The organism is Kitasatospora sp. NBC_01266, assembly GCF_036242395.1.
Classification (GTDB): Bacteria; Actinomycetota; Actinomycetes; order Streptomycetales; family Streptomycetaceae; genus Kitasatospora.
Window position 1 is genome coordinate 4215301 of sequence record NZ_CP108458.1, and the last position, 24912, is coordinate 4240212.

The window sequence follows — 24912 nt, forward strand, 5'->3', positions numbered from 1 at the left end:
CGCCCCGCGCGCCTGCCGCGGCGCCCGGCCCCGATCAGGGGCGGGGCGCCGCGGCGTTGTTCGGGCCCTGGACCGGCGGGCTCGGGCTCACTTCAGACGTTTCCTGGCAGCCCCGGTCATCGATCGGTCGACGCCGTTCGGCCGACCGGGAGATGAACCGCCGTCACCGCGCCGCGCACTACACTCGCCAGCAGTTCGCCGCGCGCACAGGGGGGTCCATGACCGAGCGAGGCACAGCGCGGCCGGTGGACGTGGCGATCGGGCGCTGCCCCGAGCCGGTGCACACCGTGGCGGTCTACGTCTTCGACGGGATGGCACCGTTCGAGCTCGGGGTGGTGGTGGAGGTCTTCGGGCTGGCCAGGCCCGAGCTGGCCGGGCTGCTGGCCGCACCCTGGTACGGGCTCAAGGTCTGCGCGGACCGGCCCGGGACGCCGCTCGCCGTGGTCGGCGGGTTCTCGCTCACCGCGCGGCACGGGCTGGCGGAGCTGGCGGCGGCCGACACGGTGATCGTGACCGGGGTGGCGGGCGCCTTCGGCGACGCGGTCTCGCCCGAGCTGGTCGCCGCGCTGCGCACGGCGCACGAGCGCGGGGCCCGGATCGTGTCGATCTGCTCGGGCGCCTTCGCGCTGGCCGCCGCCGGGCTGCTGGACGGCCGGGAGGCCACCACGCACTGGCGGTACGCCGAGCTGCTGCGGCAGCGGTACCCGGCGGTGCGGGTCAACCCGGACGTGCTCTACGTGGACCACGGCGACCTGCTGACCAGCGCCGGCAGCGCGGCCGGCATCGACCTGTGCCTGCACCTGGTGCGCGCCGACCACGGCGCGAAGGTGGCCAACACGGTGGCCCGGCGCTTCGTGGTGTCACCGCACCGGGACGGCGGGCAGGCGCAGTTCATCGAGGCCGCGGTCAAGCCGGTGGCCGAGGAGGAGGACGGGGTGGCGCAGAGCATGCGGTGGGCGCTGGACCACCTGGCCTCGCCGCTGAGCGTCTCGCTGCTGGCCAGGGCGGCCCGGATGTCCGACCGTTCGTACCTGCGGCACTTCACCGCGCGCAACGGCACCAGCCCGATGCGCTGGGTGATCACCCAGCGCATCGCGGCCAGCCTGCCGCTGCTGGAGTCGCTGGACGGGACGGTGGAGGAGATCGCCGCGGCCGTCGGCTTTGAGAGCGCGGCGACCTACCGGCACCACTTCAGCCGCACCATGCGCACCTCGCCGACCGCCTACCGGCGCTCCTTCGGCAGCGGCCCGGCCTGAGCCGCAGGGCGGCTCAGCAGACCAGGCCGAGGTCGGCGGGGGTGGCGGTGCTCGGGTCCACCGGGCGGCGGCCCTCGGTGGGCCAGCCCTCGCGGATCCAGTACTCCAGGCCGCCGATCATCTCCTTGACCTGGCGGCCGAGCGCGGCGAGCTTCATCGCGCCCTTGGTGGAGCCGTTGCAGGCCGGGCCCCAGCAGTAGACCACCAGCAGGCCCGGGGGCAGCTCGGCGACCCTCTCGGCGGTGATCTCGGCCAGCGGCAGGCTGACCGCGCCGGGCAGGTGGGTCCTGCGGTGGGCACCCTCGATCCGGACGTCGACGATGGTGAAGTCCGCCCGGCCGTCGCGCAGCGCGTACCAGACGTCGGCGGGGTCGGCCTGGCAGCCGAGGCGCTCGGCGAAGAAGGCGAAGGCGCGCTCGGGCGCGAGCGCCGGGATCCCGGTGACGGGCGAGGGGGCGGCGGCAGGGGTGGTGACGGGGGCGGGGGCGGCGGTCATCGTCGGCTCCTCGGCGAGGCGGTCAGCGCGGTCAGGATGTGCCGGGCGTTCCGGGCGGTGAGACGATCTTCCGCCGCGGGCCGCGACCGCCGACAGTGGCGCTGCCGACTACGACCGCCAAGATCCCGCCAACCGGCCGGCCCGGATCAGCCGCGCATGGCGGCGGGGGTGCGGACCTCGCCACCGGCCGGACGCGGGATCGAGGCCCGGCCCCTGCCCCGCCGGCCACCGCTGCCCCGGCCCCCGCCAGGGCTCGCACCGCCCCGGCCGCGACGCGGCTTCTTGGTGGGCCAGAGCAGCACGTAGGCGGTGGAGATCACCACGAAGGCCAGCCGGACCATGCCCTTGGCCGAGTCCGAGGGGATCAGCAGCGTGCCGCCGTAGAGCGAGGCCAGCGCGATCCAGCTCCACCAGGGCACCAGGCGGCGCTGCCCGACCGCGTCCCAGAGCAGGGTGCCCAGCAGGATCGAGGCGGTGTAGTAGGTGTAGACGCTCGGGTCCAGCAGGATCCGGGCGTTGGCGCCGACCAGCACCACGGCCGGCCAGCGCCCGCGGCGCACCGCCAGGGTGCCCAGGCCCATCCCGATCGCGAACTGCGCGGGCCGGTCCCACCAGGGGGTGGACGGATCGGAGACGCCCAGCCAGCGCAGCGAGGAGGCCGGCTGGTTGGGGATGGTGAACTTGGCGGCCGACAGCGAGCCCAGGTTGCTCAGGTAGAACGGCAGCCAGGCGAGGGCGATCAGCCCGACGCACCAGAGGAAGGACCGCCGCCAGGCCGGCTTGGGCAGCGCCAGGATCAGCGGGAGGAAGGAGATCGCCCAGGGCTTGGAGTCCACCGCCAGGGCCAGGAAGACCCCCACCGCGACCGGCTTGTTCCGGACCAGCGAGTGCACCGCGAGCATGGTGAAGAAGAGCGCCAGCACGTCGTCCATGTGCGCGAAGCGGACCGACACCTCCACCCACATCGGGATGAAGGCCAGGCCCGCGATCAGGATCCGCTGCTGGAGCCGGCGGTGGTTGGTGCCGGTGCCCCGGTAGTACCAGGCGGCGGTACGGCCGACCAGGACCAGCATGATCAGGCCGAGCACGGACATCGTCGCCTCGGCCAGCACCTGCCCGACATGGGCCGGGAACGGCGCGAAGAGCCGGGCCGCCGCCAGGCTCACCGGGCCGATCTGGAGCTCGGGATGGTGCGCGTAGAGCGCCAGGCCGCCGCCCTCGCCACCGCTGAAGAGCAGTTGCTCGCCCTCGCGCAGGTAGTGCCAGGAGAATCCGCCACTGGGTTCGACGATCAGGAACCAGATGATCGTCCAAGCGACCAGAAGCACGTGGTGTCTGCGGACAGGCAGGCTGGCGATCCGGCCGGTGTTCGACCCGTAGTCGCTCGCACTGTTGTCCGCGCTCGCTCCGCGCACCTCTGTTCCTCTTCCCCGCACCGGCCCCCTCGGCCGGACATCCTATGCGATCAGTTGAAACAGCCCGCCTACTGTGACATCACACACAGCGCACCCCGGGCCCGGCCGAGCGGCTGCTCGGCCGGGCCCGGGGTGCGCTGCACACCGTCCGTTCAACAGACTCAGCAGGTCAGGCGTGCCGTGCGGCGCCCTTGCGGCGACGCACCAGGACCAGGGTGCCGACCCCGGCGGCGAGCACGGTGGCACCCGCGATGGCGATCGGCGCGGCATCGCTGCCACCGCCGGTGAAGGCCAGGCTCTGCTCGTCCGCCGTCTCGGCGGCCTTGGCCTGCTGCACGGCGGCGGCCGGAACCGGCACGGCGGAGGCCTGCGGCGGCGGCACCGGGAAGGGGGTGACCGCGCCGCCGGAGGACGAGGCGGACGGGGTGCCGCCCCCGGCGGAGGCCGAGCCGCTCGGGCTGCTGCTCGGGCTGCCACTCGGGCTGCCGCTCGGGCTGCCGCTCGAGCTCGGCGACGACGAGGAGGAGGTCGAGGCGCTCGGCGAGGGAGACGACGGGGACGACGGGGACGACGGCGAGGAGGTCGCGGAGCTCGAGGGACTCGGCGACGGAGACGAGGGCGCGGAGCTGGAGGAGCTCGCCGACGGGCTACCGGTCGGCTCCCCGCCCCCGGGCGGCAGCACGCAGAAGAAGGCGGGCTCGCTCGCGGACAGCACCCCGGGCTGGTCGGGCGCGGCGTCCACCGGCAGCCAGTACGCGATGAACTGCGCGAAGGCCGTCCCGGTCGGATTGTCGTCCGGCAGCCCGAGCCGCACCTTGATCGAGACCGACTTGCCCGCCTTCACGTAGATCAGCGCGTCCGGCGCCGGCACCCCGCCGCCGTCCACCGGACCGAGCAGCCGGACATCGTCCATGAAGGTCGGGATGGTGCTCTCTTCCCAGTCCTGGCGGTTCTTCTTGTAGTCCAGCAGCAGCGCGGTGTTGTCGACCTTGCCCGCACGGTCGTTCACCTTGACCGCCGGGTAGAAGACCAGGTCACTGTCCGAACGGTTGGTCAGTTCGACGGTGAAGCCGGTCGGCTCGTCACCGGCGGTGATCTCGTGCGGCAGTCCCTCGACCGCGAGCTTGGGACCGACCGCGTCCGGCACCTCCTTGGCCGGCTGCACCTGTCGCGGTGCGGACCCGTTCGCCGAGACCGCGGGCACTGGGCTGGTCACCGCCGTGCCGGGCACCGCGAACGCGGCGCAGGCTCCGGTCAGCACGGCCGAGGAGGCCAGCGTGCCGATCGCGGCCAGGGCGAGAGAACGACGCATGAGCGTGAGCACCCCATCATCAAGAGCCGCACCCGGGAGAGACGCCCCTGGGCTCGCGGGAGAAGTTCGACGGAGAATATCGGACCAACTCACAATTCCAGGCCCGGGGTTAGGGCCCGTTCGCAAAATCTCCGCACTGCGCCCAGTGCCCACTCCGGGCGTTCAGCCGAGTGTCCGGTCAGCGAATGCCGGACGTCCGGTCAGCGACCTGGCGATGGCGAACCGGCAGCTGTCTGAGCATGGTTGACTTCCTGTCAGCTGATGGCTCCGGGCTGCACCGGCCACTGGGCCGGCGGGCGGTCGGCGAAGAGGTGGAGCGTGTCGCGGTAGATCGGGTCCTGCCGCAGGCCGTGGTCGACCAGCCCGAGCCGCCCGGCCACCGCGAGCGATCCCGGGTTCTGCGGGTGGATCCAGGCGAAGACCGGCAGCTGCGGGGTGTGCTGCCGAGCGGCGGCGAGCGCCGCCCGGCTCAGCTCGGTCGCGTAGCCCCGGCCCCAGTGGGCGGCGGCCAGCCGGTAGTAGAGGTTCCAGTGGCCGCGCGCCCGCTGCTCCTGCACGCCGCCGATGCCGATCACCGGCCCGGTGCCGTCGCCGGCCCCGCCCACCGCGCGCAGCCGCACCGTCCAGTAGCTGAGCCCGCTGGCCCAGCCCTCCACCGCCCGCTCGATCCACTCCCGGGTCTGCCCGATCTCGGCGTGCCGCCCCTGCGGCCGGTGCCGCCAGACCTCGGGGTCGGAGTTGATCGCGAAGAGCGGGTCCAGGTCGTCGAGGCGCACGGCCCGCAGTTCGAGCCGCTCGGTGGTCACGGTGTGCAAGGCTCTGGTGGTATTGATCATTCCCGGAGCGTAGCCACGGTGCGTCGCGGCCGAACAGGCCTTTCCAGCCCGATCCGGCGGGCGCTTGACCCTCACACCGTGTCAGGGCATGGAGTGGAGCCATCATGTTCACCATCGGAGACTTCGCCAGGCACGGCCGCGTATCGGTCCGCATGCTGCGGCACTACGACGCCATCGGCCTGCTGCACCCCGCCCAGGTCGACCCGGTCAGCGGCTACCGCTTCTACGCGGCGGCCCAGTTGGCCCGGCTCAACCGGGTGATCGCGCTCAAGGACCTCGGGTTCACCCTGGACCAGGTCAAGGCGATCCTGGACGAGCAGGTCGGCACCGAGCAACTGCGCGGCATGCTGCGGCTGCGGCACAGCGAGCTGGCCGAGGCGGTGACCGCCGCAACGGCCCGACTGGCCCAGGTCGAGGCGAGGCTCCGGACAATCGAGAGCGAGGGCAAGATGAACAGCAACGACGTGGTGGTCAAGCCGATCCCGGCCGTCCGGGTGGCCGAACTGAGCGCCGTGGCCGGCGGCTACGAGCCGGAGCAGATCAGCCCGGTGGTCGGGCCGCTCTTCGACCGGCTCTGCCGGCTGCTGGCGGAGTCCGACCTGGCCATGGCCGGGCCGGGCATCGCCTACTACGAGCCGGTGGCGGACGGTTCGGGCGCCGTGCTGGTGCACGCGGCCTTCCCGGTGGCGGCCCCGGCTCCGCTGGAGCGGCATCCCGCCGGGTTCGCGATCGTCGACCTGCCCGCGCTGGCGGCGGCCGCCACCATCGTGCACCGGGGGTCGATGGACGACCTGCTGGGCAGCGCCCAGAGCCTGGCCCGCTGGATCGAGGGCAACGGCTGGCGGTCCACGGGGTACGCGCGGGAGCTGTACCTGGAGTGCCCCGAGGACCAGGCCGGGTGGGTGACGGAGATTCAGGAACCGGTGGTCCAGGCGGGCTGATCGGTGCCCCAGCGGGTGGGGCCGCTCGCCCAGCGGGTGGGCGCGCCGGGGTAGCCGATCGGCGGGCGGGCGTGGCGGAGCAGGCCGTACGGGGAGGGGGTCTCGGCAAGGCGGGGCACGGGGGTGTCCGCCTCGCCGCCCTCCCCCGCCGGCAGCCCGAGCAGCCACTGGGCGGTGGCGGCGAGCGAGAAGCGCAGCAGCGTGCCCGCGCCGCCGCGCTCGCGCTCGGTCAGCGCCCGCAGCACCCCCGCCGCCAGCAGGTACCCGGTGCCGTGGTCCAGCGCCTGGGCCGGCAGCGCGCCGGGGTGCCCGTCCTGGTCGGCCTCGAGCATCGCGATCCCGCAGCGGGCCTGCACCAGGCTGTCGAACCCGCGGCGCCCCGCCCACGGCCCTTGCCAACCCCAGGCGCAGAGCTGCGCCACGATCAGTCCCGGCGGCAGCTCGGCGGGCGTCAGCCCGTAGTGGTCGAGCGCACCGGGGCGGTAGCCGGTGACCAGCACGTCGGCGGTGGCGATCAGCTCGCGCAGGGTTGCCAGGTCGGCGGGGCGGTCCAGGTCGAGCCGGACGGACCGCTTGCCGAAACCGGTGTCGGCGTGCGCGTCCTCGCTCTCCGGCAGGCGCGGCGAATCGACGCGCAGCACGTCCGCCCCGAGCAGCGCGAGGGTGCGGGTGGCGACGGGGCCGGCGATGACCCGGGTGAGGTCGAGCACCCGGACCCCGGCGGCGGGCAGCGCGGCGGGGGCGAGCCGCCGCCGGCTCTGCCCGCGCTCCGTGCGCTCGACCAGCTGATGATCCGTCCGCTCGGCTTCGCCGACCGCCACCGCCAGCGCGCCGGCGGCGTAGGCCGTCTCCTGCACCTCCACCGCCGCGCGTCCCGCGAGCTCGGCGGCGAACCGCTCGGGCGTGGTGCCGAGCGCCGCCAGCAACCGCTCGCGGTGATGCGGGTAGTTGGCGTGCGTGCGCACCCACCCGTCGGCGGTGCGCCAGAAGCCGGAGAGCGGTGCGAAGCTGGTCAGCGCCCGCCCGTCGATCCGCAGCAGCCGCTCACTGACGAACGCCGAGGCCACCGCCGCCTCGTCCACCAGCACGTCCGGGACAGCCGCGCCGGTGCGCACTGCCAGCAGCTCGGCCGCCGCCAGCGAGCAGACCCCGACCGTCGCCCGGGCCAGCTCCCGCACGGCCAGCCGGCTCGGCAGCACCCCGGGCGCGGGCTGGTACGCCACACCCGCCGAGAGCTGCGGCGCCCCGCCGAGCGCGGACCAGGCGTGGGCGGTGGCGGCGTCGTGATGAACTGTCATACCGGCATTCTGGCCCGGTCGGGCCAGGGGCGGGCCGAGCGGGTGGTGGTCACCAGTGGGGCGGGCGGGTCAGGCCGGTGGGGAGCTTGGTGGCGGCGTCGCCCTTGGCGGCGTTCAGCTGGGGCTGGGTGAGGAAGAAGGCGTCGGTGAGGTCGGCGCCGTGCAGCTTGGCGTCGCGCAGGTCCGCGCCGATCAGGTCGGCGCTGCGCAGGTCGGCGCGGCTGAGATCGGCGGCGATCAGGTAGGCGCCGCGCAGGTCCGCGCCGCGCAGCGAGCTGCCGGCCAGCCTGGCGCCGATCAGGTCGGCGCCGCGGCGGTCGCGCTTCTTGCCCGGGACGGCGGCGCGGACGCGTTCGCTGGTCTCCAGCAGCAGGGTGTTGACCCGCCCGCGGTGGGCGGCGACATCCAGGGCGAGCAGCTCGGCGGGGGTGCCGGCGGCGAGCGCCTCGGTCTCGGCGAGCAGCGCGCGCAAGTCGGCCGTCGGCGCCAGCCGCAGGGCTTCGCCCAGGTACCGGAGCAGCTCGTGCAGCTGCCGCACCACCGGGAAGACCTCGAACATCTCGCGCGCCGTCTGCGGCGCCTGCCGCCAGCTGGTCCCGCCGTAGGTGACCTGGGAGACCTGCTGACCGGCGCCGAAGCAGTCGTAGACCGTGCAGCCGCCGAACCCCTGCTGCCGCAGCCGCGTGTGGATGCCGCAGCGGAACTCGGTGTCCAGGTTGCGGCAGGGCTTGCCGGCGTCCTTGGTGATCGCGAAGTCCGCCGAGGCCGTGAAGGGCAGCGCCACGCAGCACAGGCCGAAGCAGTTGGCGCAGTCGCCGGTCAGAGCGGTGGCGGTGGGCTCGGGCACGGTGATCGGGGATCCTTCCGGACGGATGGGGACGGGTCTCGAGTAGAGCCGACCGGGCGGGCCGCGGTCCAGTCAGGCCGGGCCGCCGACGGCCGCCACCGCGCGCAGTTCGCGGATCAGCGCCCGGACCCCCAGGGTGCGGGCCAGCTCGGGGGTGGTCACGTAGCCGACCGTCCGGGTCGGCCGGTCGGTCCCGAGGTCGGTGACCGTGACGCTGGCGGGCGCGTCCAGCAGGGCGAGCCGCGGCATGATCGCCATGCCCATCCCGCGCGCGACCATCGAGAGCACCACGCTGTCCTCACCGGCATCGAGCCGGGCAGCGGGCAGCCAGTCCTGCGCCTGCCACCATGCCCGGGTGTAGGAGGAGCAGTTCTCGGCCCAGTCGATCAGCGGCAGCGCGCGCGGGTCGGTGCTCCCGGACGGGTGGACCAGCGAGTACTCCTCCTGGAACAGCTCCCCCGCCACCGCGCCGGCCGGCAGCTCGAAGCTGCCGCTCAGGGTGGCGATGCCGAGGTCGGCGCGGCCGTCCAGGACCTCGCCGGCGGTGCCGCGCCCGACCTCGGGGACGATCCGCACCTCGGGGGCCAGGCCCGGGTGGGCGGCGGCCAGCCGGGTCAGCGCGGTGGGCAGCAGCTGGACGGCGGCGCTGCGGAAGGCGGCGATCCGCAGCGGACCGGTGAGCACCTTGGTGCTCGCGCCGCGTGCCTCGTCGGGCAGCGCGTCCAGCAGCCGCAGGATCCGGCGGGAGTGGGCCGCCGCCCGCTCACCGGCGGGGGTGGGGCGGGCGCCGTGCCGACCGCGGTCGAACAGGACGGCGCCGATCTTGCGCTCGCAGGAGTTGACGGCGTGTGAGACGGCGGACTGGGTCAGGCCCAGCGCCTGGGCGGCGGCGGTGAAGCTGCGCGCCCGCTCGACGGCGACCAGGATCCGCAGCTCGCGGACGGCGAGATCGTTCACGCCCGCCACGGTACTCCGCCCGCCACGGTGGACCGGGGCGAGCGGAGCAGCGGAGCCGAGGGAGCGGCGGCGGTCAGAGCTGGTCGGGGTGCGGCGCGTAGCTCGGGTGGCCCGGCTGGCCTCCGTACGGCTGCTGTCCGCCGTAGCCGGGCTGGCCCTGCGGCGGCTGCTGCGGCGGGAACGGCTGCGCGGCGAGCGGCGGGGCGGCAAGCGGCGGAGCGGCGAGCGGCGGGGCGTCCTGCGGCGGGTAGGGCTGGGCCTGCGGGGGGAACGGCTGGCCCTGCGGCGGGTAGGGCTGCCCCTGCGGCAGGCCCTGCGGCGGGTAGGGCTGGCCGGGCAGCGGCATCCCCTGGGCGACGGCCGGCGGCAGCGAGCCGTCCGCCATCGCCCCGGGCGGGAAGGCGGCGGAGAGCAGGTCCAGCTCGTTGCGCCAGTACCGGTGGATGTTCAGCCGGCTCGGCGAGGAGTCACCGGGCAGCTGCAGGTACATCGAGCTCCACACGGTGGCCCGCTTCACCCGGCTGACCGGGAAGGTGTGGCGCGGGAAGACCGCGACCACGTCACCGGGCCGGTTGGTCCAGCGGCTCGCCGAGTTCACCACGACCGAGCTGTTGGTGAGGGTGAGGAAGTAGAACCGCCGGGTCAGCGCGACGACCAGGCCGAGCACCGGAATCCGGTCGAAGACCGCGTTGAGCCAGGGGCTCGGGCCGGTCTCCACGTGCACGCACGCGACGAACGTCTCACCGGGCGGTGCCACCTGGGAGAGCTTCTCGACCACTTGAGCCTTCTGCGTGGCCCGGAGAATTGCCATGGTATTTCCTCGTTACCCCGTCTTGTCCGCAGCTGGGTGCCGCGCTGAAATCGGCTGAGATTAGCAGGTGGTGATGGCGGGTCGAACAGCGCGGACGCACCGCGCGAAGAGCCCCCGGCGCCGGAACCGCGCGCCGGGGGCCGACCGGGCCGTCCCGCCCGGAGCCTGCTACCTCACCCTGCTGGGCTTACTTCATGCTGCCGGTCATCGCGTTGATCAGGGTGCCCGACGGGTCGTCGGCCTCCAGCGAGTAGGCGAAGATCCCGCCGAGCCCCTTGCTGGTGGCGTACGCACCGCGGGCCGCGATGGCCTGCGGGGTGTCACCGGTGAAGAAGTTGGTGCCGTCGTAGATCCACGAGCTCTGCGTGGTCGGGTCCCAGTGGACGTTGGCGGCACCGGTCTTGCCGGTGGCCACCAGTTCCTTCCAGAACGCCACGCCGGCCGACTGGCTGGTGCTCTGCGCCGCGGACGGGCCGGTGGCGCTCTGGTAGAGGCCGTTGTTGCCGCCGGCCGGGACGCCGGTCCAGCCGCGGAAGTAGAACGGCACACCCAGCACCAGCTTGGCGGCCGGGAAACCGCCCGGGATCCCGTACGCCGGGTCGCCGTGCAGGAAGGCGTTGACCGCGTTGTCGACGGTGTACTTCTCGGTGCCGGGCGCGATCGGGGTGCTCGGGTCGTTCGGGCTGTTGTACAGCGGGTCCTGAAGGTTGGTGGGACCGGTCGCGTCCCAGGCACCGTGCATGTCGTAGCTCATGATGTTGCCGTAGTCCAGGTACTTGCCGATCTGGTCGGTCTGGACGTTGGCGATCTTGTCCTGGCCGCTGGGCAGCGCGGCGGTCAGCAGGAAGTGCTTGCCGATGCTGTTGCCGTAGGCGTCCAGCTCGTTGCGGAACTCGGCCAGCAGCGCCGTGTAGTTGGCGGTGTCGGCAGGCGAGGTGTGGTTGCCGGTGTGACCACCGGTCGAGGCCGGGTACTCCCAGTCGATGTCGATGCCGTCGAAGATGCCCGCCGCCGAGCCCTGCCCGCCCGAGGCGTCACCGGAGACACCGGTGGGCAGGTTGCCCTTGATGAACATGTCGATGCAGGAGGAGACGAACTTCTTCCGCGAGGCGTCGGTGGCGGCCACGTCGGAGAAGAACTTGGAGTAGGTCCAGCCGCCGATCGAGAGGGTGAAGCGCAGGTTCGGGTACTTCGCCTTCAGCTCGCGCAGCTGGTTGAAGTTGCCCTTGATCGGCTGGCTCCAGGCGTCGTTGCCGCCGTCGACGCTGTTCGCCGAGGTGTACGACTTCTGGTAGTCCGCGAAGGCGTCGCCCGCGCCGTCACCCGCGTTCGGGTCGCTGTCGTTGGTGTCGGCGGCCTTGACGGTCTCGAAGCAGGTCTGGTTGGTCGGGTCGATGTTCTCGAACGCGTAGGTCATCACGTTCAGGCCCGAGGCCGCGCCGCTGGCCGCCACGCTGCTCGGGTAGTACTGGTTGCCGTAGATGCCCCACTGCGAGAAGTAGGCCGACTTCACCGCACCGGTGGGCAGCGCGCCGGTGGTCGCGGAGACCGGGGCGGACTGGGCGCTGGCGTGGCCGGCCGTGTCGTAGCCCTGGACGGTGAAGGTGTAGGCGGTGTTCGGCAGCAGCGAGCTGACGGTGACCGAGGTGCCCATCGAGGTGGCGACCAGGTTGCCGCCCGAATAGACGTAGTACGCCGGGACGTTGCCGTTCTGGCCGCCGTCGGTGGAGGCGCTCCAGTTCAGCGTGACGGTGTTGTTGCGCACCGCGGCGCTCACCCCGGCGGGGGTGCTGACCAGGCCGTCGCCGCCCGGCGCGGTGCCGCTGCTCGGGGAGGCGGTGGGCGAGGCGCTCTGGGTGGGCGAGCTGCTCTGCGTCGGGGACGCGCTCTGGGTCGGCGAGGCGCTCTGCGTCGGGGACGCGCTCTGGGTGGGGCTGGCGCTCTGGGTCGGCGAGCTGCTCTGGGTCGGCGAGGCGCTCTGGGTGGGCGAGCCGCTCTGCGTCGGCGAGGCGCTGGTGGTCCCGCCGGCCGGCCCGGTCAGCGCCAGGTCGTCCGCGTAGTAGGTGCCCTGCCCGTACCAGCCGTGCACCCAGACCGTCACCGAGGTGGTCGAAGCACCGGTGGTGAAGGCGGTGTTGAGGTTGGCCCAGCCGGCGCTGGAGGTCCAGGTGCTGGTGTCGGTGGTGCCGGTGCCGGTGACCCCGAGGTAGGCGTAACCGCCCTTGAGCCAGCCGGAGAAGTCGTACGCGGTGTTCGGCGTGACCGTCACGGTCTGCGAGCACTGCGCGGTGTCGGCGGCGGAGGCGGCGCCCGCCAGCGCGTAGCTGCCGCCGTGCGGGGCGGTGCTGGTGATGCTGCCGAGCCCGCTGGAACAGGTCCAGCCGGCCAGCGTGCCGGTCTCGAAGTCGCCGTTGGTGAGCAGGTTGACGCTCGCGGCGGAGGCCGAGCCGCCGGCCAGGGTCGCGAGGCCGGCCGCACCGGCGATCAGCGCGGTGGCGGTGGCGAGGACGGTCGCCTTGTGGAAGGGCCGTCGAGCGGGTCGGGTCCGCTCGATCTGCCGCGTGGCGGTAGCGCGTTCGGGCATGGTCGCTCCAGGGAGTCACGCCCGGTTGTGGGGTTCCGGACGCCGTGTGGGGGAGGTGTACCTGGGCCGAGGCGGGTGCGCACCCGGCCCGACCTGCTTCCGCGGACTGGCGCAGAACGTATGTCCTGCCGCCCCTTCGGGTCAACAGGTCTGTACCAATCTGCAATCTGACGATGGCTCCGACCGGCCCAAACGTCCGAATTCGTCCGCCAATGGTCCACGCGCACTCGAACAGGTCTCTACCAATACCCCAGGATTGGACCACCGCCCCGAGCTGCGCTTCAGGCGCTCGCCGGTCCACTGCCGCCCGCCCGCCCGCGCCGGCTCGATCCGGCCCCGATCCGACCCCGAGTCGGCACCGAGTCGGCACCGAGCCGAGCTCGAACCACCCCGGCCGGTGACCGGCGCCCCCGGATGCGATAGGACGTAGCCCGGGGGTGAGCTCCACATGCTCTGGCTACGTCTGTTCCTGCTCGGCACCGAGTTCCCGCGGCTCCAGGAGCCCCGGCGGCACCCGCCGCTGCGACCGCGGTCGCTCGGCCGGGCGCTGATCCGGGCCGGGCGGGCCGACGTCGGCGCGTACCGGCGCACCGGAGTCGAGGCGGCGCCCCGGAGTGCCGAACTGCTCGACACGCTCCCGGCGGCCACCCGCCGCGAGATCGCCAAGGCGCTGCAGCGCGAGCGGACCGGCCTGCTGACCGGGGACTACGAGTGGGCGGCCACCGTCGCGCTGCGCGAGGCCCGCTGCGACTGGTCCGCCGAGGAGGTCCACCAGCTCTTCGGCTGGGCGCTGACCGGCGTCGACCCGGTGCGCCCGACCGCCCCCTGGTCGACCACCGCCGAAAGCTGCCTGGAGCTGCCGCTGGCCGCCTGCGAGGAGCTGGCCCCGGCCGACCGCGAGCCGTTCCGCCCCTACCTGCGCACCCTGCTGGCGGCGTGCTCCGGCTGCCGCGGCGGCTTCGAGGATCCGGAGCGGCTGACCTTCGCCACCCGGCTGCGGGCCCTGCTGCCCACCCGCGTCGACCCCGCTCAACTGCTGGCGCAGGACGACCCGTTCGCCGTCGCGGCGCGCTGCCAGCTGGGCGCCGCGCTCTACGAGGAGCCCGCACTGCGCCTGCTGGAGCTCTGCGCGAGCTCGACGGACCTTCGGCCGAGCTACGAATGGCTCGGCCGGGTCCGGGAGTTGATCCAGCTGGAGCCGGCCGTCCGGCAGCCGCTGCGGGCCCTGCTGGCCGCCGGCTGCGGGGACCCGACCGACTGCCCGGCACGGGAGCGGCACGAGGGCCCGCCGAGCCCGCGCGGCGGGAAGCTGCTCGGCGCGCTGGCCTGGGTCGCGGTGGTCAGCGAGGACACCAGGACGATCCAGCACCTGGGCCGGGCAGTGAACCGGCACGCGCGCCGGAGCATGGACGAACTCCAGCCGGGCGCCGCCCACTTCGTCCGCGCCGGGCTGGCCGCCCTGGCGGCACTGGCCGGCGAACCGGGCGCCGGCCAGCACCGCCGCCTGCTGGCGGCGCCCGCACCGACCGCCGCCCGCCAGGCCCGCGAGGAGCTGGCCGCGCTGCGCGACCTGCCCGCCGGCGCCGACCTGGGCGGACTCACCGTGCCGGTCGGCCCGTACACCGCGGTCTTCAGCTACGAGGCGACCGGCACGGTGCGGCTGTGCTTCCGCAACGAGCACGGGAAGCTGCTGAACCGGGTGCCCTCCCAGGTCCGCGAGCGGCACCCGGCCCGGTACGCCGTGCTGCGCGCCCGGCTCGCCGAACTGCGCGGGCAACTGGACGTCTACCGCGGCGCGTTGGCCGAGCGCCTGGCCACCGATCCCGGCACCCCGGCCGCCCGCTGGCGCGCCGCCTTCCTGGCCGAGCCGGGCCTCGCCTCGCTCACCGCCGCGCTGGTCTGGGAAATCGACACGCTGTCAGGCCCGGTGCGGGGGCTGCCGGTGCACCGCGCCAGGTCCGAGCACTGGGTGCTGCGGGACCTGGCGGGCCAGGTGCACGAGCTGACCGACGACACCGTGGTCCGGCTGTGGAACCCGCGCCTGGGCGACCCCGCGCAGGCCGAGGCCTGGCGGGCGGCGCTGGCCGAGCGCGGGCTGCGGCAACCGGTGCCGCAGTTCTAGGGCCTGTACGGCGTCAGGACTTGGCCACCGCGTCGACCGGCGCCTGCCCCGGTGCCTGGGCCTGGGCCGGTACGCCGCCCCAGGCGGGCGCGGGCGAGCGGCGGACCAGGGCGAGCACCAGGACGCCCGCCACCAGACCGGTGCAGCCGGCCACCAGGAAGACCCGGTCGAGCCCGGCCGCGAAGGCCGCGTGCAGGTCGGGGCGACCCGCCGCGTGCCCGGTGAACTCCCGCACCCGGTTCTGGAAGATGGTGCCGAGCAGCGCGATGCCCAGTGCGTAGCCCAGCTGCCGCGCGGTGTTGATCGCACCGCTGGCCATCCCGGCCCGCTCGCGCGGCACCGCCGCCAGCGCGGTGGCCATCAGCTGCGGCGTGGACATCCCGACGCCGACCCCGCTCACCAGCAGGCCCGGCAGCAGCGCGGACCAGTCGGAGCCGGCCGAGACCAGCCCGAGCAGCAGGGTGCCGCCGCCGATCAGCAGCAGCCCGATGCCGATCGGCAGCTGCGGCGCCAGCCGGTGCGTCACCTTTCCGCTGACCAGCGCGACCACGAAGGCGGCCAGGGCCAGCGGGCAGACCGCCAGACCCGCGTTGAGCGGGCTGAGGTCCAGCACCTGCTGCAGCCAGAGCGAGGTGTAGGTGAGCTGGGCGAAGGCGGCGGCGGTGAGCAGCAGGCCGCCCAGGACCAGACCGAGGAAGGTGCGGTTGCGCAGCAGGCCCAGGTCGAGCAGCGGGTGCCCGCCCCGGCCGCCGCGCAGCTCGGCCAGCACGAAGACGACCAGCGCCAGCACGCTCACCGCGACCGAGCCGAGCACGATGGCGCTGCCCCAGCCCTTGTCGCCGCTCTCGATCAGCCCGTAGGTCAGCGCGCCGGCGAACACGGTGAAGCTCAGCGCACCGGCCAGGTCGAGCCGGCCGCGCGCCACGCCCGTGCCGCCCTTGAGGTAGCCGGTGGTCATCACCAGCGCGAGTACCGCCACCGGAACGTTGACCATGAAGATCGAGCGCCAGCCGAACTGGTCGGTGAGCAGCCCGCCGAGCACCGGCCCGACGGCAGCCGCGGCCCCGTTGACCGCGCCCCATATCCCGAAGGCGGTGCCCCGGTCCCGGCCCTGGTAGGCACCGTTCAGCAGCGCGGTGGTCGAGGTCATCATGGCGGCGCCGCCGATCCCCTGGGCCGCCCGGGAGGCGATCAGGACGGCCGCGTCCGGCGCGAGCGCGCAGGTCAGCGACGCGGCGGCGAAGACGACCAGCCCGCCGAGGTAGAGCCGCCGGTGGCCCAGCCGGTCGCCCAGCGAGCCGAGCGCCATCAGCAGCGCGGCCAGCACCAGGGCGTAGATGTCCACCACCCACTGCAGGGAGGTGAAGGACGAGTGCAGGTCGGCGGACATCTTGGGCAGTGCGACGTTGACGATGCTGACGTCGACCAGCAGCATGAACGCGCCCAGGCAGATCGCCGCCAGGGGTATCCACTTGCGCACGAGTGGCTCCGATCAAAGGGGAAGTGCGAATTCAACCGAACCGAACTCCCCCACGATGACCCGGTGCGCTCGAATCCTCCAGCCAGCCCGGCCGCATCCGCTTGATTTCGACATCAGCTAGCCTGATCTGATGGATTCCGACACCTTCGACGAGCTGGACCGTCAGCTCGTCCACGCCCTGCAACTGAACGCCCGCGCGCCGTTCAGCCGACTCGCGTCGGTGCTGGGCGTCTCGGACCAGACCGTGGCGCGGCGCTACACAAGGCTGCGCGGCGGGAACTGGATCCGGGTGCTGGGACTGACCCACCCCGAGGCGCTGGGCGAGGTGCGCTGGCACGTGCGGGTGCAGTGCACGCCGGACGCCGCCGGCGCGGTCGCCGAGGCGCTGGCCCGCCGTGAGGACACCTGCTGGGTGACGCTCAACTCGGGCGGCACCGAGATCAACTGCTCCACCCGGGCGCACCCCACCCAGAGCGACGACTCGCTGCTGCTGCAACGCCTGCCGCGCACCCCCAGCGTGGTGGGCGTCACCGCGCACTGCGTCATGCACACCTTCTTCGGCGGGGCGCAGAGCCTGGTGGTGAAGAGCGGCACGCTCACCGGGCGGCAGGTGGCCGCGCTGACCGCCGAAGCACCCGCCGAGCGGCCCACCGCGGCGCCACCGACGCTGGACGAGGCGGACCGGCGGCTGCTCGACGCGCTGGCCGTCGACGGCCGGGCGCCGCTGGCCGAACTGGCCGCCCTCACCGGCTGGTCGGCGAGCACGGTGCGGCGCCGGATGGACGAGCTGACCGGCTGCGGGGTGCTCTACTTCGACCTCGACGTGGACTGGCGGATCTTCCAGGTGCGCACCCACACCTGCCTCTGGCTCTCCGTGGCTCCCGCCGAACTGGCCGCCACCGGGGCCGCGCTGGCCGGCTACCCGGAGGTGGCGTACGCCTGCGCGACCACCGGGCCGACCAACCTGCACGCCGTGGTGCTGACCCGGGACGTCCAGGAGCTCTACGGCTTCCTGACCTCCCGGATCGCCTCGCTGCCGGCGGTACGGCACCTGGAGACCGCCCCGACGATCCGCGTCGTCAAGGGCCCGGGACCGTTCACGCTGCCGCCCCGCCGGCGCTAGCTCCGGGACTTACGGCAGATAGGTCGACCGGTCGTGCTCGTCGGCCAGGAACGGGACCGACTGGAACCAGAGCACCCCGCAGGAGCGGCAGCAGGGCTCCTTGGTCTGTCCCCACTCGGTCGGTTCAAGGGTGGCCGCCCCCTCGGCTAGATCACGTCCGCACATCCCCGTGGTGCTCTCGCCCTGGACCATGTGCCACTGCTTCACCGGGCCGGAGCGGCCCTGATCGCCGTATTCGGCGTACATCCGATGCAACATATCTCCACAGTGCGCCCCGGCCAGGGCGAACGCCAGACGGATGAGCCGGGCAGGCGCGACCGCTACGACGCCACCCGCAGGGCCGGGCGCTTCAGCACCTTGTCGAAGCTGACGATCGCACCGCGCTGCGGGTGGTTCTGCAGCCGGACGTGGTCGGTCAGGGCGCGGATCAGGAAGAGGCCGCGGCCTGACTCGGCGGTCAGGTCGGGCAGGGCGTCCGGGTCGGGCAGCCGGAGCAGGGCGGGGTGCGGGCGGCCCGGGGGGAGCACATGGGTGTCGTAGGCGGAGGGGCGGGTGCGACGGGCGGGGCCCGGCGCGGCGGGACCCGGCAGGGTGGCCCGGCCCCGGCGGCGGCGCGGGCGGGCGTGCGGGTGCGCGACGGGCAACGCGGGCAGGGCGGGCAGGGCGGGCAGCGGAGGCAGCGCGCGATGGGCCGGCACCAGGTGCGGGGCGGCGGGCAGGCCGGGGCCGGAGTCGATCACCTCGATCCGCAGCAGGTCGCCGTCGAGTGCGGCGGTGACCTGGAAGCCGTCGCCGCGGACCGCGCCCGCGTGCTCCACCGCGTTCGCGCAGGCCTCGGTCAGCGCGAGGCCGAGATCGTGGGCGATCTGCGGATCGACCCCGGCGCTCTCCATGGTGCCGAGCAGGAAGCGCCGGGCCAGCGGAACGCTCGCCAGCTCGCGCTTGAGGTGCAGAGTCCACCAGATGTCCACGACCGGTCCCTCCTGGCTGGGGCTCCACATACAACTAGGTATTGCCGAGCGATCCGGCCATGAACCGTCGCTGCGCGGCCACTCCGCCCGTTCGGCGGATGGACTGCTGCGGCACGGTATGCCGAACGGCGCGCGTCTCACTCGTTCGCGCCGGGGCCATTGGGAGTATCAGGGGCACCACGTGGGGCTTTCCGCCGTTTCGCACCCCGCCCCGAACGGGCCGGGGCCCGGTGAGATGATGTCTCGGCCATGACTGACCGCCAGCCCGCACCGCTCCCGGACGCCGCACCGGCGCTCCGGCCCGCGCTGCGCGCCGGCTGGGACCTGCGGCTGCTGCGCGCGGTCCCGTTCGCGCTGGTCTGCACGGTGGTGGCGGCGGCCGGGCACCTGATGGGCGGTGGCGGCGAGATCGCCGTACCCGTCCTGCTGCTCGGCTTCACCCTGGTCGCCACCGTGGCGGCGCTGCTCGGCGGGCGCGAGCGCTCGCTGCTCGGCATCGCCGGGGCGCTGGGCACCGGTCAGCTCGGGCTGCACCTGCTCTTCCACAGCACCGGCCACCACATGATGGCCGGGATGACGATGGATCAGGCGGCCGCGCGGCTGGTCTGCAACGACATGCCCGGCATGGCACACACACTGCCCGCCGGGGTCAGCCCCGCGCAGCTGCTGACCGAGGCGGGCCTGGACCCGAGTGCCTATCACGCCGCCGCCACCGGTTCCTGGTGGCAGTTCGGCCTCACCCCCGCGATGCTGCTCGGCCACCTGCTGGCCGCGGTGCTGGCCGGCTGGTGGCTGCGGCGCGGTGAGGTGGCGCTGTGGCAGCTGGTCCGGCTGACCGGCAGCGCCGCCCGGGAGGCGCGGCAGTGGACCGCCCCGCTGGGGCGGGCCCTCGCGCTGGTCGCCGCGGTGCTGCGCGGTCTGCTCGCGATGGCCGGAGCCGGGTTGCGCGAGCCGCGCCCCGGCGCGGGGCACAGCCGGCTGCCGGCGGCGGCGGCGCTTCGGCACACCGTGATCCGGCGTGGTCCGCCGGTGGCGGCCTTCGCGCGCTGACCCGCCGTCACCACCGGGATCGACACTCCACCGGCCGACGGTCCGGGGTCCGGGCGCGCCTTCGCACCCGTCGTCACCCCACTGTCCAGGGCACCCCTGTGCCCTGCTCCCGATGGAGACCACCCACCATGCGTTCGCTTCCCGCCCGCCGTTCCGTCACCGCCGTCGTGCTCGCGGCCGGCGCCGTGCTGGCCACCGCCGTCCCCGCCTTCGCGCACGTCACCGTGCAGCCGAACACCGCCCAGCAGGGCGGCTACACCGCTGTCGCGTTCCGGGTGCCGGACGAGAGCGCCACGGCGAGCACGGTGAAGCTTGAAGTCACCGTGCCCACCGATCACCCGATCGCCTCGGTGTCCACCCAGCCGGTGCCCGGCTGGAGCGCCACCGTCGACAAGACCCCGCTGACCACTCCGGTGAAGACCGACGACGGCGACTCGGTCACCGCCGCGGTCAGCAAGATCACCTGGACCGCCGACGCCACCGGCAAGGTCGGTCCCGGCCAGTTCCAGGAGTTCAAGATCTCCTTCGGTCCGCTGCCCAAGGACACCGACAAGCTGGTGTTCAAGGCGCTGCAGACCTACGACGACGGCACCGTGGTGCGCTGGATCGACGAGGCCAAGCCCGGCCAGCCCGAGCCCCAGCACCCCGCCCCGACGCTGACCCTCACCCCCGCCGCGAACGCCGCCCCGGCCGCCGCGCTGAACGTGGCGCCCACCACCACCGCCGCGGCCAAGTCCGACGACGGCACCGCCCGCACCCTGGGCGTGGTCGGCATCGTGGTCGGCGTGGTCGGCGCCGGACTCGGCGCGGCCGGCCTGCGCCGCCGGAGCGGCACCCCGTCCGCCTAGTCGCGGCCCGGTCGCCGGGGCCGTCCGCCCCACCCGGACGGACGGCCCCGGCGGCCGCACCCACCAGCCACGAGCCCTCACGAACGGACCGCCACAGCATGAAGCTCCCCTCCTCCCGCCGCCGGGCCGCCGCTGCCGCCGCCCTCGCGCTGACCGCCGCGCTGGCCCTGACCGCCTGCGGCTCGGGCACCGCCAAGAGCGCCGGCGCGGCGGCCGTGGTCTCCCAGGAGGCCCAGAACTCGCCCTACCAGGGCACCGTGCTGGCCCAGCACTTCGACAAGCCCGACCTGGTGCTGCCCGACACCAGCGGCCAGCCCTTCGACCTGCGCCAGCAGACCGCCGGGAAGACCACGCTGCTCTTCTTCGGCTACACCAGCTGCCCGGACGTCTGCCCGACCACCATGGGCGACATCGGCGTGGCGATGCAGAAGCTGCCCGCCGACCAGCAGGCCAAGATCAACGTGGTCTTCGTCTCCACCGACCCGCAGGTCGACACCCCCAAGGTGCTGCGGACCTGGCTGGACTCCTTCGACAAGAACTTCATCGGGCTGACCGGCGACCTGACCAAGGTCAAGGCCGCCGCGGCGAGCTTGGGCATCCTGGTCGAGGACCCGGTGGTCAACAAGGACGGCACGGTCACCTCCTCGCACGGCGCCCAGGTGCTGGCCTTCATGCCCTCCGACAACAAGGCCCACCTGGTGTACCTGAGCGACACCTCGGTGGCCGCCTTCGAGCACGACCTGCCGCTGCTCGCCAAGGGGGTGGCGGCCTGATGCCCGCCTCCCTGGAGTTCCGCCGCGCCGCGCTGGTCGGCGCGGGCCTGGCCGCCGCGCTGACCGCCAGCGCCATCGTGGTCGCCTGCGGGGGCGGCAGCGGGCACGCCGCGAGCGCCAAGCTCAGCGTCACCGACTCCTACATCCCGCTGCCCGCCGGCGCGAGCAGCGCGGACAGCATGGCGGCCGGGTACCTGACGGTCCACAACACCGGCGGCGCCTCCGACACCCTGGTGCGGGTGAGCAGTCCCGGGGCAGGATCGGTGAGCATGCACCAGTCCACCGAGACCACCATGCAGGAGGTGGACAGCCTGGCGGTGCCGGCCGACGGCACCCTGCAGCTGAGCCGCGGCGGCACCCACCTGATGATCATGGGCTGGCAGAAGCCGCCCGCCGTCGGCGACCAGCTGGAGCTGGACCTGACCTTCGCACACAGTGGCACCATCACCGTCGAAGTGCCGGTGAAACCCCTCACCTACCGTCCCGGGAGCTGACCTCCAGATGCTGCTGCGCAAAGCCCGGACCTGGCTCGCCACCGCCGGAGCCCTGCTGATCCTGCTGATCGGCAATGCCTCCCCGGCCGCCGCGCACGCGGCACTGCTGCAGACCGACCCCGCGCAGAACTCGGTGGTGGCCACCGAGCCGGCCGCCGTGACGCTGACCTTCAGCGAGGGCGTGTCGCTGTTCAGCGACTCGGTCCGGGTGCTCGACCCGGCCGGCAAGCCGATCGACCTCGGCAACCCGGGGCACGCCGACGGCAAGGAGGACACCGCCTCAGTCGGGCTGCGGCCCGGCCTCGGCAACGGCACCTACACGGTGGCCTGGCGGGTCGTCTCGGCGGACACCCACGTGGTCGGCGGCGCCTTCACCTTCTCGATCGGCACGGCCTCGGACACCTCGGTCTCCACCGCGCAGATCCAGGGCGCCCAGGTGAACGGAACGGTCTCCGCGCTGTACGGGATCGGGCGCGGCGTGGCGTACGGGGCGTTCGCGCTGCTGGTCGGGGTGGCGGCCTTCGTGCTGCTCTGCTGGCCGCGCGGGGCCCAGACCCGCTCGGTGCAGCGGCTGCTGATGGGCGGCTGGGTCGGCCTGCTCGCGGCCACCGTCGCGGTGCTGCTGCTGCGCGGCCCGTACGAGCAGGCCACCGGGCTCGGCCAGGCGCTGAACCTGTCGCTGGTGCGCGGCACGCTGGACGAGCGGCTGGGCACCGCGCTGGCCGCCCGGCTGCTGCTGCTGGCCGCCGGCGGGGTCTTCCTGTCGCTGCTGGTCGGGCAGTTGGGGCAGCAGGAGGGCCCCGACGAGCGGCTGCTCGCGCCGACCGGCGACCCGGAGGAGGACGAGCTGCGCCGACTGGAGCGGCGGGCCGCCGAACGGCCGCTGCGCGAGGCGCAGCTGGCGCTCGGCGCGGGCGGGGCGCTGCTCGCGCTGGGGCTGGCGGCCACCTGGGCGGCGGCCGACCACGCGGCGGTCGGGATCCAGGTCTGGGTCGCGCTGCCGTTCGACATGCTGCACCTGATCGCGATGGCCTGCTGGCTGGGCGGCCTGGTCGCCCTGCTGTTCGCGCTGCGGGACGGGGCCGGGGCGAGCGCGGCCGAGCGGTTCTCCAGGGTCGCGATGGTCTCGGTGGCCGCGCTGGTGGCGACCGGCGTCTACCAGGCCTGGCGGGGCGTCGGCTCCTGGGGCGCGCTGGTGGACACCGAGTACGGGCGGCTGCTGCTGATCAAGGTCGGCCTGGTGCTGCTGATGCTGGCCGCGGCCTGGTTCTCGCGGCGCTGGACGGCACGGCTGCGGGCGGACGCGGGGGCGGTGGCGGTGGCGGTGGCGGCTGCCGAGCGGGCGCAGGAAGTCGATCAGGTCGACGTCCGGGTCGCGGCCACGGTCGGCGAGGCGTCGGACGCGGCTGCCGAGGCCGGGGCCGACGCCGCGGCCGACCCGACGCGGCAGGCCCAGCTGGCCCGGCAGCGGGCCGCGGTGACGGCGGCCGGGGTGCGCCGGGCCCAGGACGGCACGCCGGCCCAGGCCGGGCTGCGGCGCTCGGTGCTGATCGAGGCGGTGGTGGCGATCGGCGTGCTGGTGGTCACCACGCTGCTGACCAACTCGCCGCCCGGACGGGTGGCGGCCCAGGTCACCGCCGCCGGCACGAGCACCGCCGGCGCCCCCGCGCCCAGCGCGGGCGCCCGCACCGTGGAGCTCAAGCTGGCCTACGACACCGGTGGCACCGAGGAGGGCGCCAAGGGCACCGCGACGCTCACCGTCAACCCGGCCACCGCCGGCGCCAACCAGCTGACCCTGCTGGTCACCGACACCGCCGGCAAGCCGGTGGACGTGCCCGAGACCCAGCTCTCCTTCACGCTGCCCGACCGCGACCTCGGCCCGCTGCCGGTGACGCTGACCAAGTCCGGCACCGGCCGTTGGAGCGGCACGGCGCAGATCCCGCTGGCCGGTGAGTGGGTCGCGGCGGTGGTCGTCCGGTCCTCGGACATCGACCAGGACACCGAGACCAAGCAACTGACGATCGGCGGCTGACCCATGGCGACGACAGGCTTCTCCCGCCGGGCGCTGCTCGGCGGCGCGGGCGCCGGGCTGGCGGTCGGCGCCACCGGCGGCGCGCTGGCCCGGGCGGTGGCGGTGCCCGGCGCGCCGTCCGGACCGCCCGCGCTCGGCGCCGCCCGGGTCGGCTGGCAGGGCCCGCACCAGGCCGGGATCACGCAGCCGCAGCAGGCCCGGGTCCAGCTGGCCGCCTTCGACCTGGCCCCGGGTGCCGGGCGCGACGGGCTGCGGAGCCTGCTCCAGCAGTGGTCGCAGACCATCGCCCGGCTGACCGTCGGCGAGCCGGCCGCCAGCCACGAGAACCAGATCGCGCTGGACGCCGGGCCCAGCTCGCTGACCGTCACGGTCGGCTTCGGCGCGAGCCTGTTCGACAAGGCGGGCCTGGCCGACCGCCGACCGCCCGCGCTGACCCCGCTGCCCGCGTTCCCGCTGGACGCGATCGACCCGGCCCGCAGCGACGGCGACCTGTGGGTGCAGATCGGCGCGGACGACGCGCTGGTGGCCTTCCACGCGCTGCGGGTACTGCAGCAGCAGGCGGACCCCACCGCCACCGTGCGCTGGCAGATGGCCGGGTTCGCCCGTACCCCCGGCGCCACCGCCAAGCCGATGACCGGGCGCAACCTGATGGGCCAGGTGGACGGCACCAACAACCCCAAGCCCACCGATCCGGACTTCGCCGCCAAGGTCTTCGCCACCGGCCCCGACTGGATGGCGGGCGGCTGCTACGCCGTGCTGCGGCGGATCCGGATGCTGCTGGACGACTGGGAGAACCTGCCGACGGACCGTCAGGAGCGGTTCATCGGACGGCGCAAGTCCGATGGCGCGCCGCTCTCCGGCGGCACCGAGACCACCCCGGTCGACCTGACCCGGCAGAACCCGGACGGCACCCTGGCGATCCCCGCCGACGCTCACATCCGGGTCGCCGCGGCGACCTCCAACGGCGGCGCGGCGATGCTGCGGCGCGGCTTCTCCTACGCCGACGGGACGATGCCCGACGGCTCCCCGGACGCCGGCCTGCTCTTCGTCGCGTTCCAGGCCGACCCGGCCCGCGGCTTCGTCCCGGTGCAGCAGAAGCTGGCCCGCGGCGACGGGCTCTCGCGGTTCCTGCGGCACGAGGCGAGCGGGCTGTACGCGGTGCCGCCCGGAGTGCCGGGCGGCGAAGGGTACCTGGGGCAGGCGCTGCTGGAGGGCTGATCCGGGCCGATCCGAGCCGATCCGGGCCACTGACCGGACCGCTGCGCC

Annotated in this window: 22 protein-coding genes; 10 read left to right on the forward strand and 12 right to left on the reverse strand. The window is 74.1% G+C overall.

Annotated elements, in window-relative coordinates; genetic code table 11:
* Positions 1-278 precede the first annotated feature (278 nt).
* Positions 279-1256, forward strand: coding sequence for a helix-turn-helix domain-containing protein (locus OG403_RS18285; RefSeq protein ID WP_442911075.1), 978 nt, complete (start codon positions 279-281; stop codon positions 1254-1256).
* A 13-nt stretch (positions 1257-1269) separates the two neighbouring features.
* Here OG403_RS18285 and OG403_RS18290 read toward each other — a convergent pair whose 3' ends face one another.
* From OG403_RS18290 to OG403_RS18305, 4 genes are all read right to left on the reverse strand, one after another.
* The gene (locus OG403_RS18290) at positions 1270-1752 is read right to left on the reverse strand and encodes a rhodanese-like domain-containing protein (RefSeq protein WP_329565705.1); all 483 of its coding nucleotides are present in this window, start codon (positions 1750-1752) and stop codon (positions 1270-1272) included.
* 146 nt (positions 1753-1898) lie between these two features.
* On the reverse strand, positions 1899-3167 hold the full coding sequence (locus OG403_RS18295; RefSeq protein ID WP_442910934.1) for a hypothetical protein: 1269 nt from the start codon (positions 3165-3167) through the stop codon (positions 1899-1901).
* Between the two features lie 169 nt (positions 3168-3336).
* On the reverse strand, positions 3337-4479 hold the full coding sequence (locus tag OG403_RS18300) for a hypothetical protein (RefSeq protein ID WP_329565707.1): 1143 nt from the start codon (positions 4477-4479) through the stop codon (positions 3337-3339).
* A gap of 254 nt (positions 4480-4733) precedes the next feature.
* Positions 4734-5315: a GNAT family N-acetyltransferase gene (locus tag OG403_RS18305; protein ID WP_329565709.1), complete on the reverse strand. Its 582-nt coding sequence runs from the start codon at positions 5313-5315 to the stop codon at positions 4734-4736.
* A gap of 104 nt (positions 5316-5419) precedes the next feature.
* Between OG403_RS18305 and OG403_RS18310 the strand changes: the two genes are divergently transcribed.
* Positions 5420-6256 carry a MerR family transcriptional regulator gene (locus OG403_RS18310; protein WP_329565711.1) on the forward strand — a complete coding sequence of 279 codons (837 nt, stop codon included), beginning with the start codon at positions 5420-5422 and terminating at the stop codon, positions 6254-6256.
* Here the strand turns inward: OG403_RS18310 and OG403_RS18315 are convergent.
* From OG403_RS18315 to OG403_RS18335, 5 genes are all read right to left on the reverse strand, one after another.
* On the reverse strand, positions 6229-7554 hold the full coding sequence (locus tag OG403_RS18315) for a CoA transferase (protein ID WP_329565713.1): 1326 nt from the start codon (positions 7552-7554) through the stop codon (positions 6229-6231). The genes OG403_RS18310 and OG403_RS18315 overlap by 28 nt on opposite strands.
* A 49-nt stretch (positions 7555-7603) precedes the next feature.
* Complete coding sequence (locus tag OG403_RS18320; RefSeq protein ID WP_442911076.1) at positions 7604-8407, reverse strand: pentapeptide repeat-containing protein; 804 nt, start codon at positions 8405-8407, stop codon at positions 7604-7606.
* A gap of 66 nt (positions 8408-8473) precedes the next feature.
* Positions 8474-9358 carry a LysR family transcriptional regulator gene (locus OG403_RS18325; protein WP_329565717.1) on the reverse strand — a complete coding sequence of 295 codons (885 nt, stop codon included), beginning with the start codon at positions 9356-9358 and terminating at the stop codon, positions 8474-8476.
* A gap of 73 nt (positions 9359-9431) precedes the next feature.
* A complete protein-coding gene (locus OG403_RS18330) occupies positions 9432-10169 on the reverse strand; it encodes a hypothetical protein (RefSeq protein WP_329565719.1) in 738 nt (245 codons plus the stop codon).
* Positions 10170-10356: 187 nt separating this feature from the next.
* Positions 10357-12753 (reverse strand): glycosyl hydrolase family 18 protein, encoded by a 2397-nt coding sequence (locus tag OG403_RS18335; RefSeq protein ID WP_329565721.1) that lies wholly within the window; start codon positions 12751-12753, stop codon positions 10357-10359.
* A gap of 448 nt (positions 12754-13201) precedes the next feature.
* Here OG403_RS18335 and OG403_RS18340 point away from each other — a divergent pair, with 448 nt between their 5' ends.
* Positions 13202-14875 (forward strand): DUF4132 domain-containing protein, encoded by a 1674-nt coding sequence (locus OG403_RS18340; RefSeq protein WP_329565723.1) that lies wholly within the window; start codon positions 13202-13204, stop codon positions 14873-14875.
* 13 nt (positions 14876-14888) lie between these two features.
* Here OG403_RS18340 and OG403_RS18345 read toward each other — a convergent pair whose 3' ends face one another.
* The gene (locus OG403_RS18345) at positions 14889-16355 is read right to left on the reverse strand and encodes an MFS transporter (protein WP_329565725.1); all 1467 of its coding nucleotides are present in this window, start codon (positions 16353-16355) and stop codon (positions 14889-14891) included.
* A gap of 130 nt (positions 16356-16485) precedes the next feature.
* Between OG403_RS18345 and OG403_RS18350 the strand changes: the two genes are divergently transcribed.
* Positions 16486-17478, forward strand: coding sequence for an Lrp/AsnC family transcriptional regulator (locus OG403_RS18350; protein WP_329565727.1), 993 nt, complete (start codon positions 16486-16488; stop codon positions 17476-17478).
* Between the two features lie 9 nt (positions 17479-17487).
* On the opposite strand, the gene OG403_RS18355 is transcribed toward OG403_RS18350, so the two are convergent.
* Both OG403_RS18355 and OG403_RS18360 read right to left on the reverse strand, forming a co-directional pair.
* On the reverse strand, positions 17488-17724 hold the full coding sequence (locus OG403_RS18355) for a hypothetical protein (RefSeq protein WP_329565729.1): 237 nt from the start codon (positions 17722-17724) through the stop codon (positions 17488-17490).
* Between the two features lie 74 nt (positions 17725-17798).
* Positions 17799-18449 (reverse strand): ATP-binding protein, encoded by a 651-nt coding sequence (locus OG403_RS18360; RefSeq protein ID WP_329565731.1) that lies wholly within the window; start codon positions 18447-18449, stop codon positions 17799-17801.
* Positions 18450-18698: 249 nt separating this feature from the next.
* Here OG403_RS18360 and OG403_RS18365 point away from each other — a divergent pair, with 249 nt between their 5' ends.
* From OG403_RS18365 to efeB, 6 genes are all read left to right on the forward strand, one after another.
* Positions 18699-19499: a hypothetical protein gene (locus tag OG403_RS18365; protein ID WP_329565732.1), complete on the forward strand. Its 801-nt coding sequence runs from the start codon at positions 18699-18701 to the stop codon at positions 19497-19499.
* A 128-nt stretch (positions 19500-19627) separates the two neighbouring features.
* Entirely contained in the window at positions 19628-20347 is a 720-nt protein-coding gene (locus tag OG403_RS18370; RefSeq protein ID WP_329565734.1) for a YcnI family copper-binding membrane protein, read from the forward strand.
* A 98-nt stretch (positions 20348-20445) separates the two neighbouring features.
* The gene (locus OG403_RS18375; protein ID WP_329565736.1) at positions 20446-21120 is read left to right on the forward strand and encodes an SCO family protein; all 675 of its coding nucleotides are present in this window, start codon (positions 20446-20448) and stop codon (positions 21118-21120) included.
* Positions 21120-21614 (forward strand): copper chaperone PCu(A)C, encoded by a 495-nt coding sequence (locus OG403_RS18380; protein WP_329565738.1) that lies wholly within the window; start codon positions 21120-21122, stop codon positions 21612-21614. The genes OG403_RS18375 and OG403_RS18380 overlap by 1 nt, the downstream gene beginning before the upstream one ends.
* A gap of 7 nt (positions 21615-21621) precedes the next feature.
* Positions 21622-23646, forward strand: coding sequence for a copper resistance CopC/CopD family protein (locus OG403_RS18385; RefSeq protein WP_329565740.1), 2025 nt, complete (start codon positions 21622-21624; stop codon positions 23644-23646).
* 3 nt (positions 23647-23649) lie between these two features.
* The gene (efeB, locus tag OG403_RS18390; protein WP_329565741.1) at positions 23650-24864 is read left to right on the forward strand and encodes an iron uptake transporter deferrochelatase/peroxidase subunit; all 1215 of its coding nucleotides are present in this window, start codon (positions 23650-23652) and stop codon (positions 24862-24864) included.
* Positions 24865-24912 lie beyond the last annotated feature (48 nt).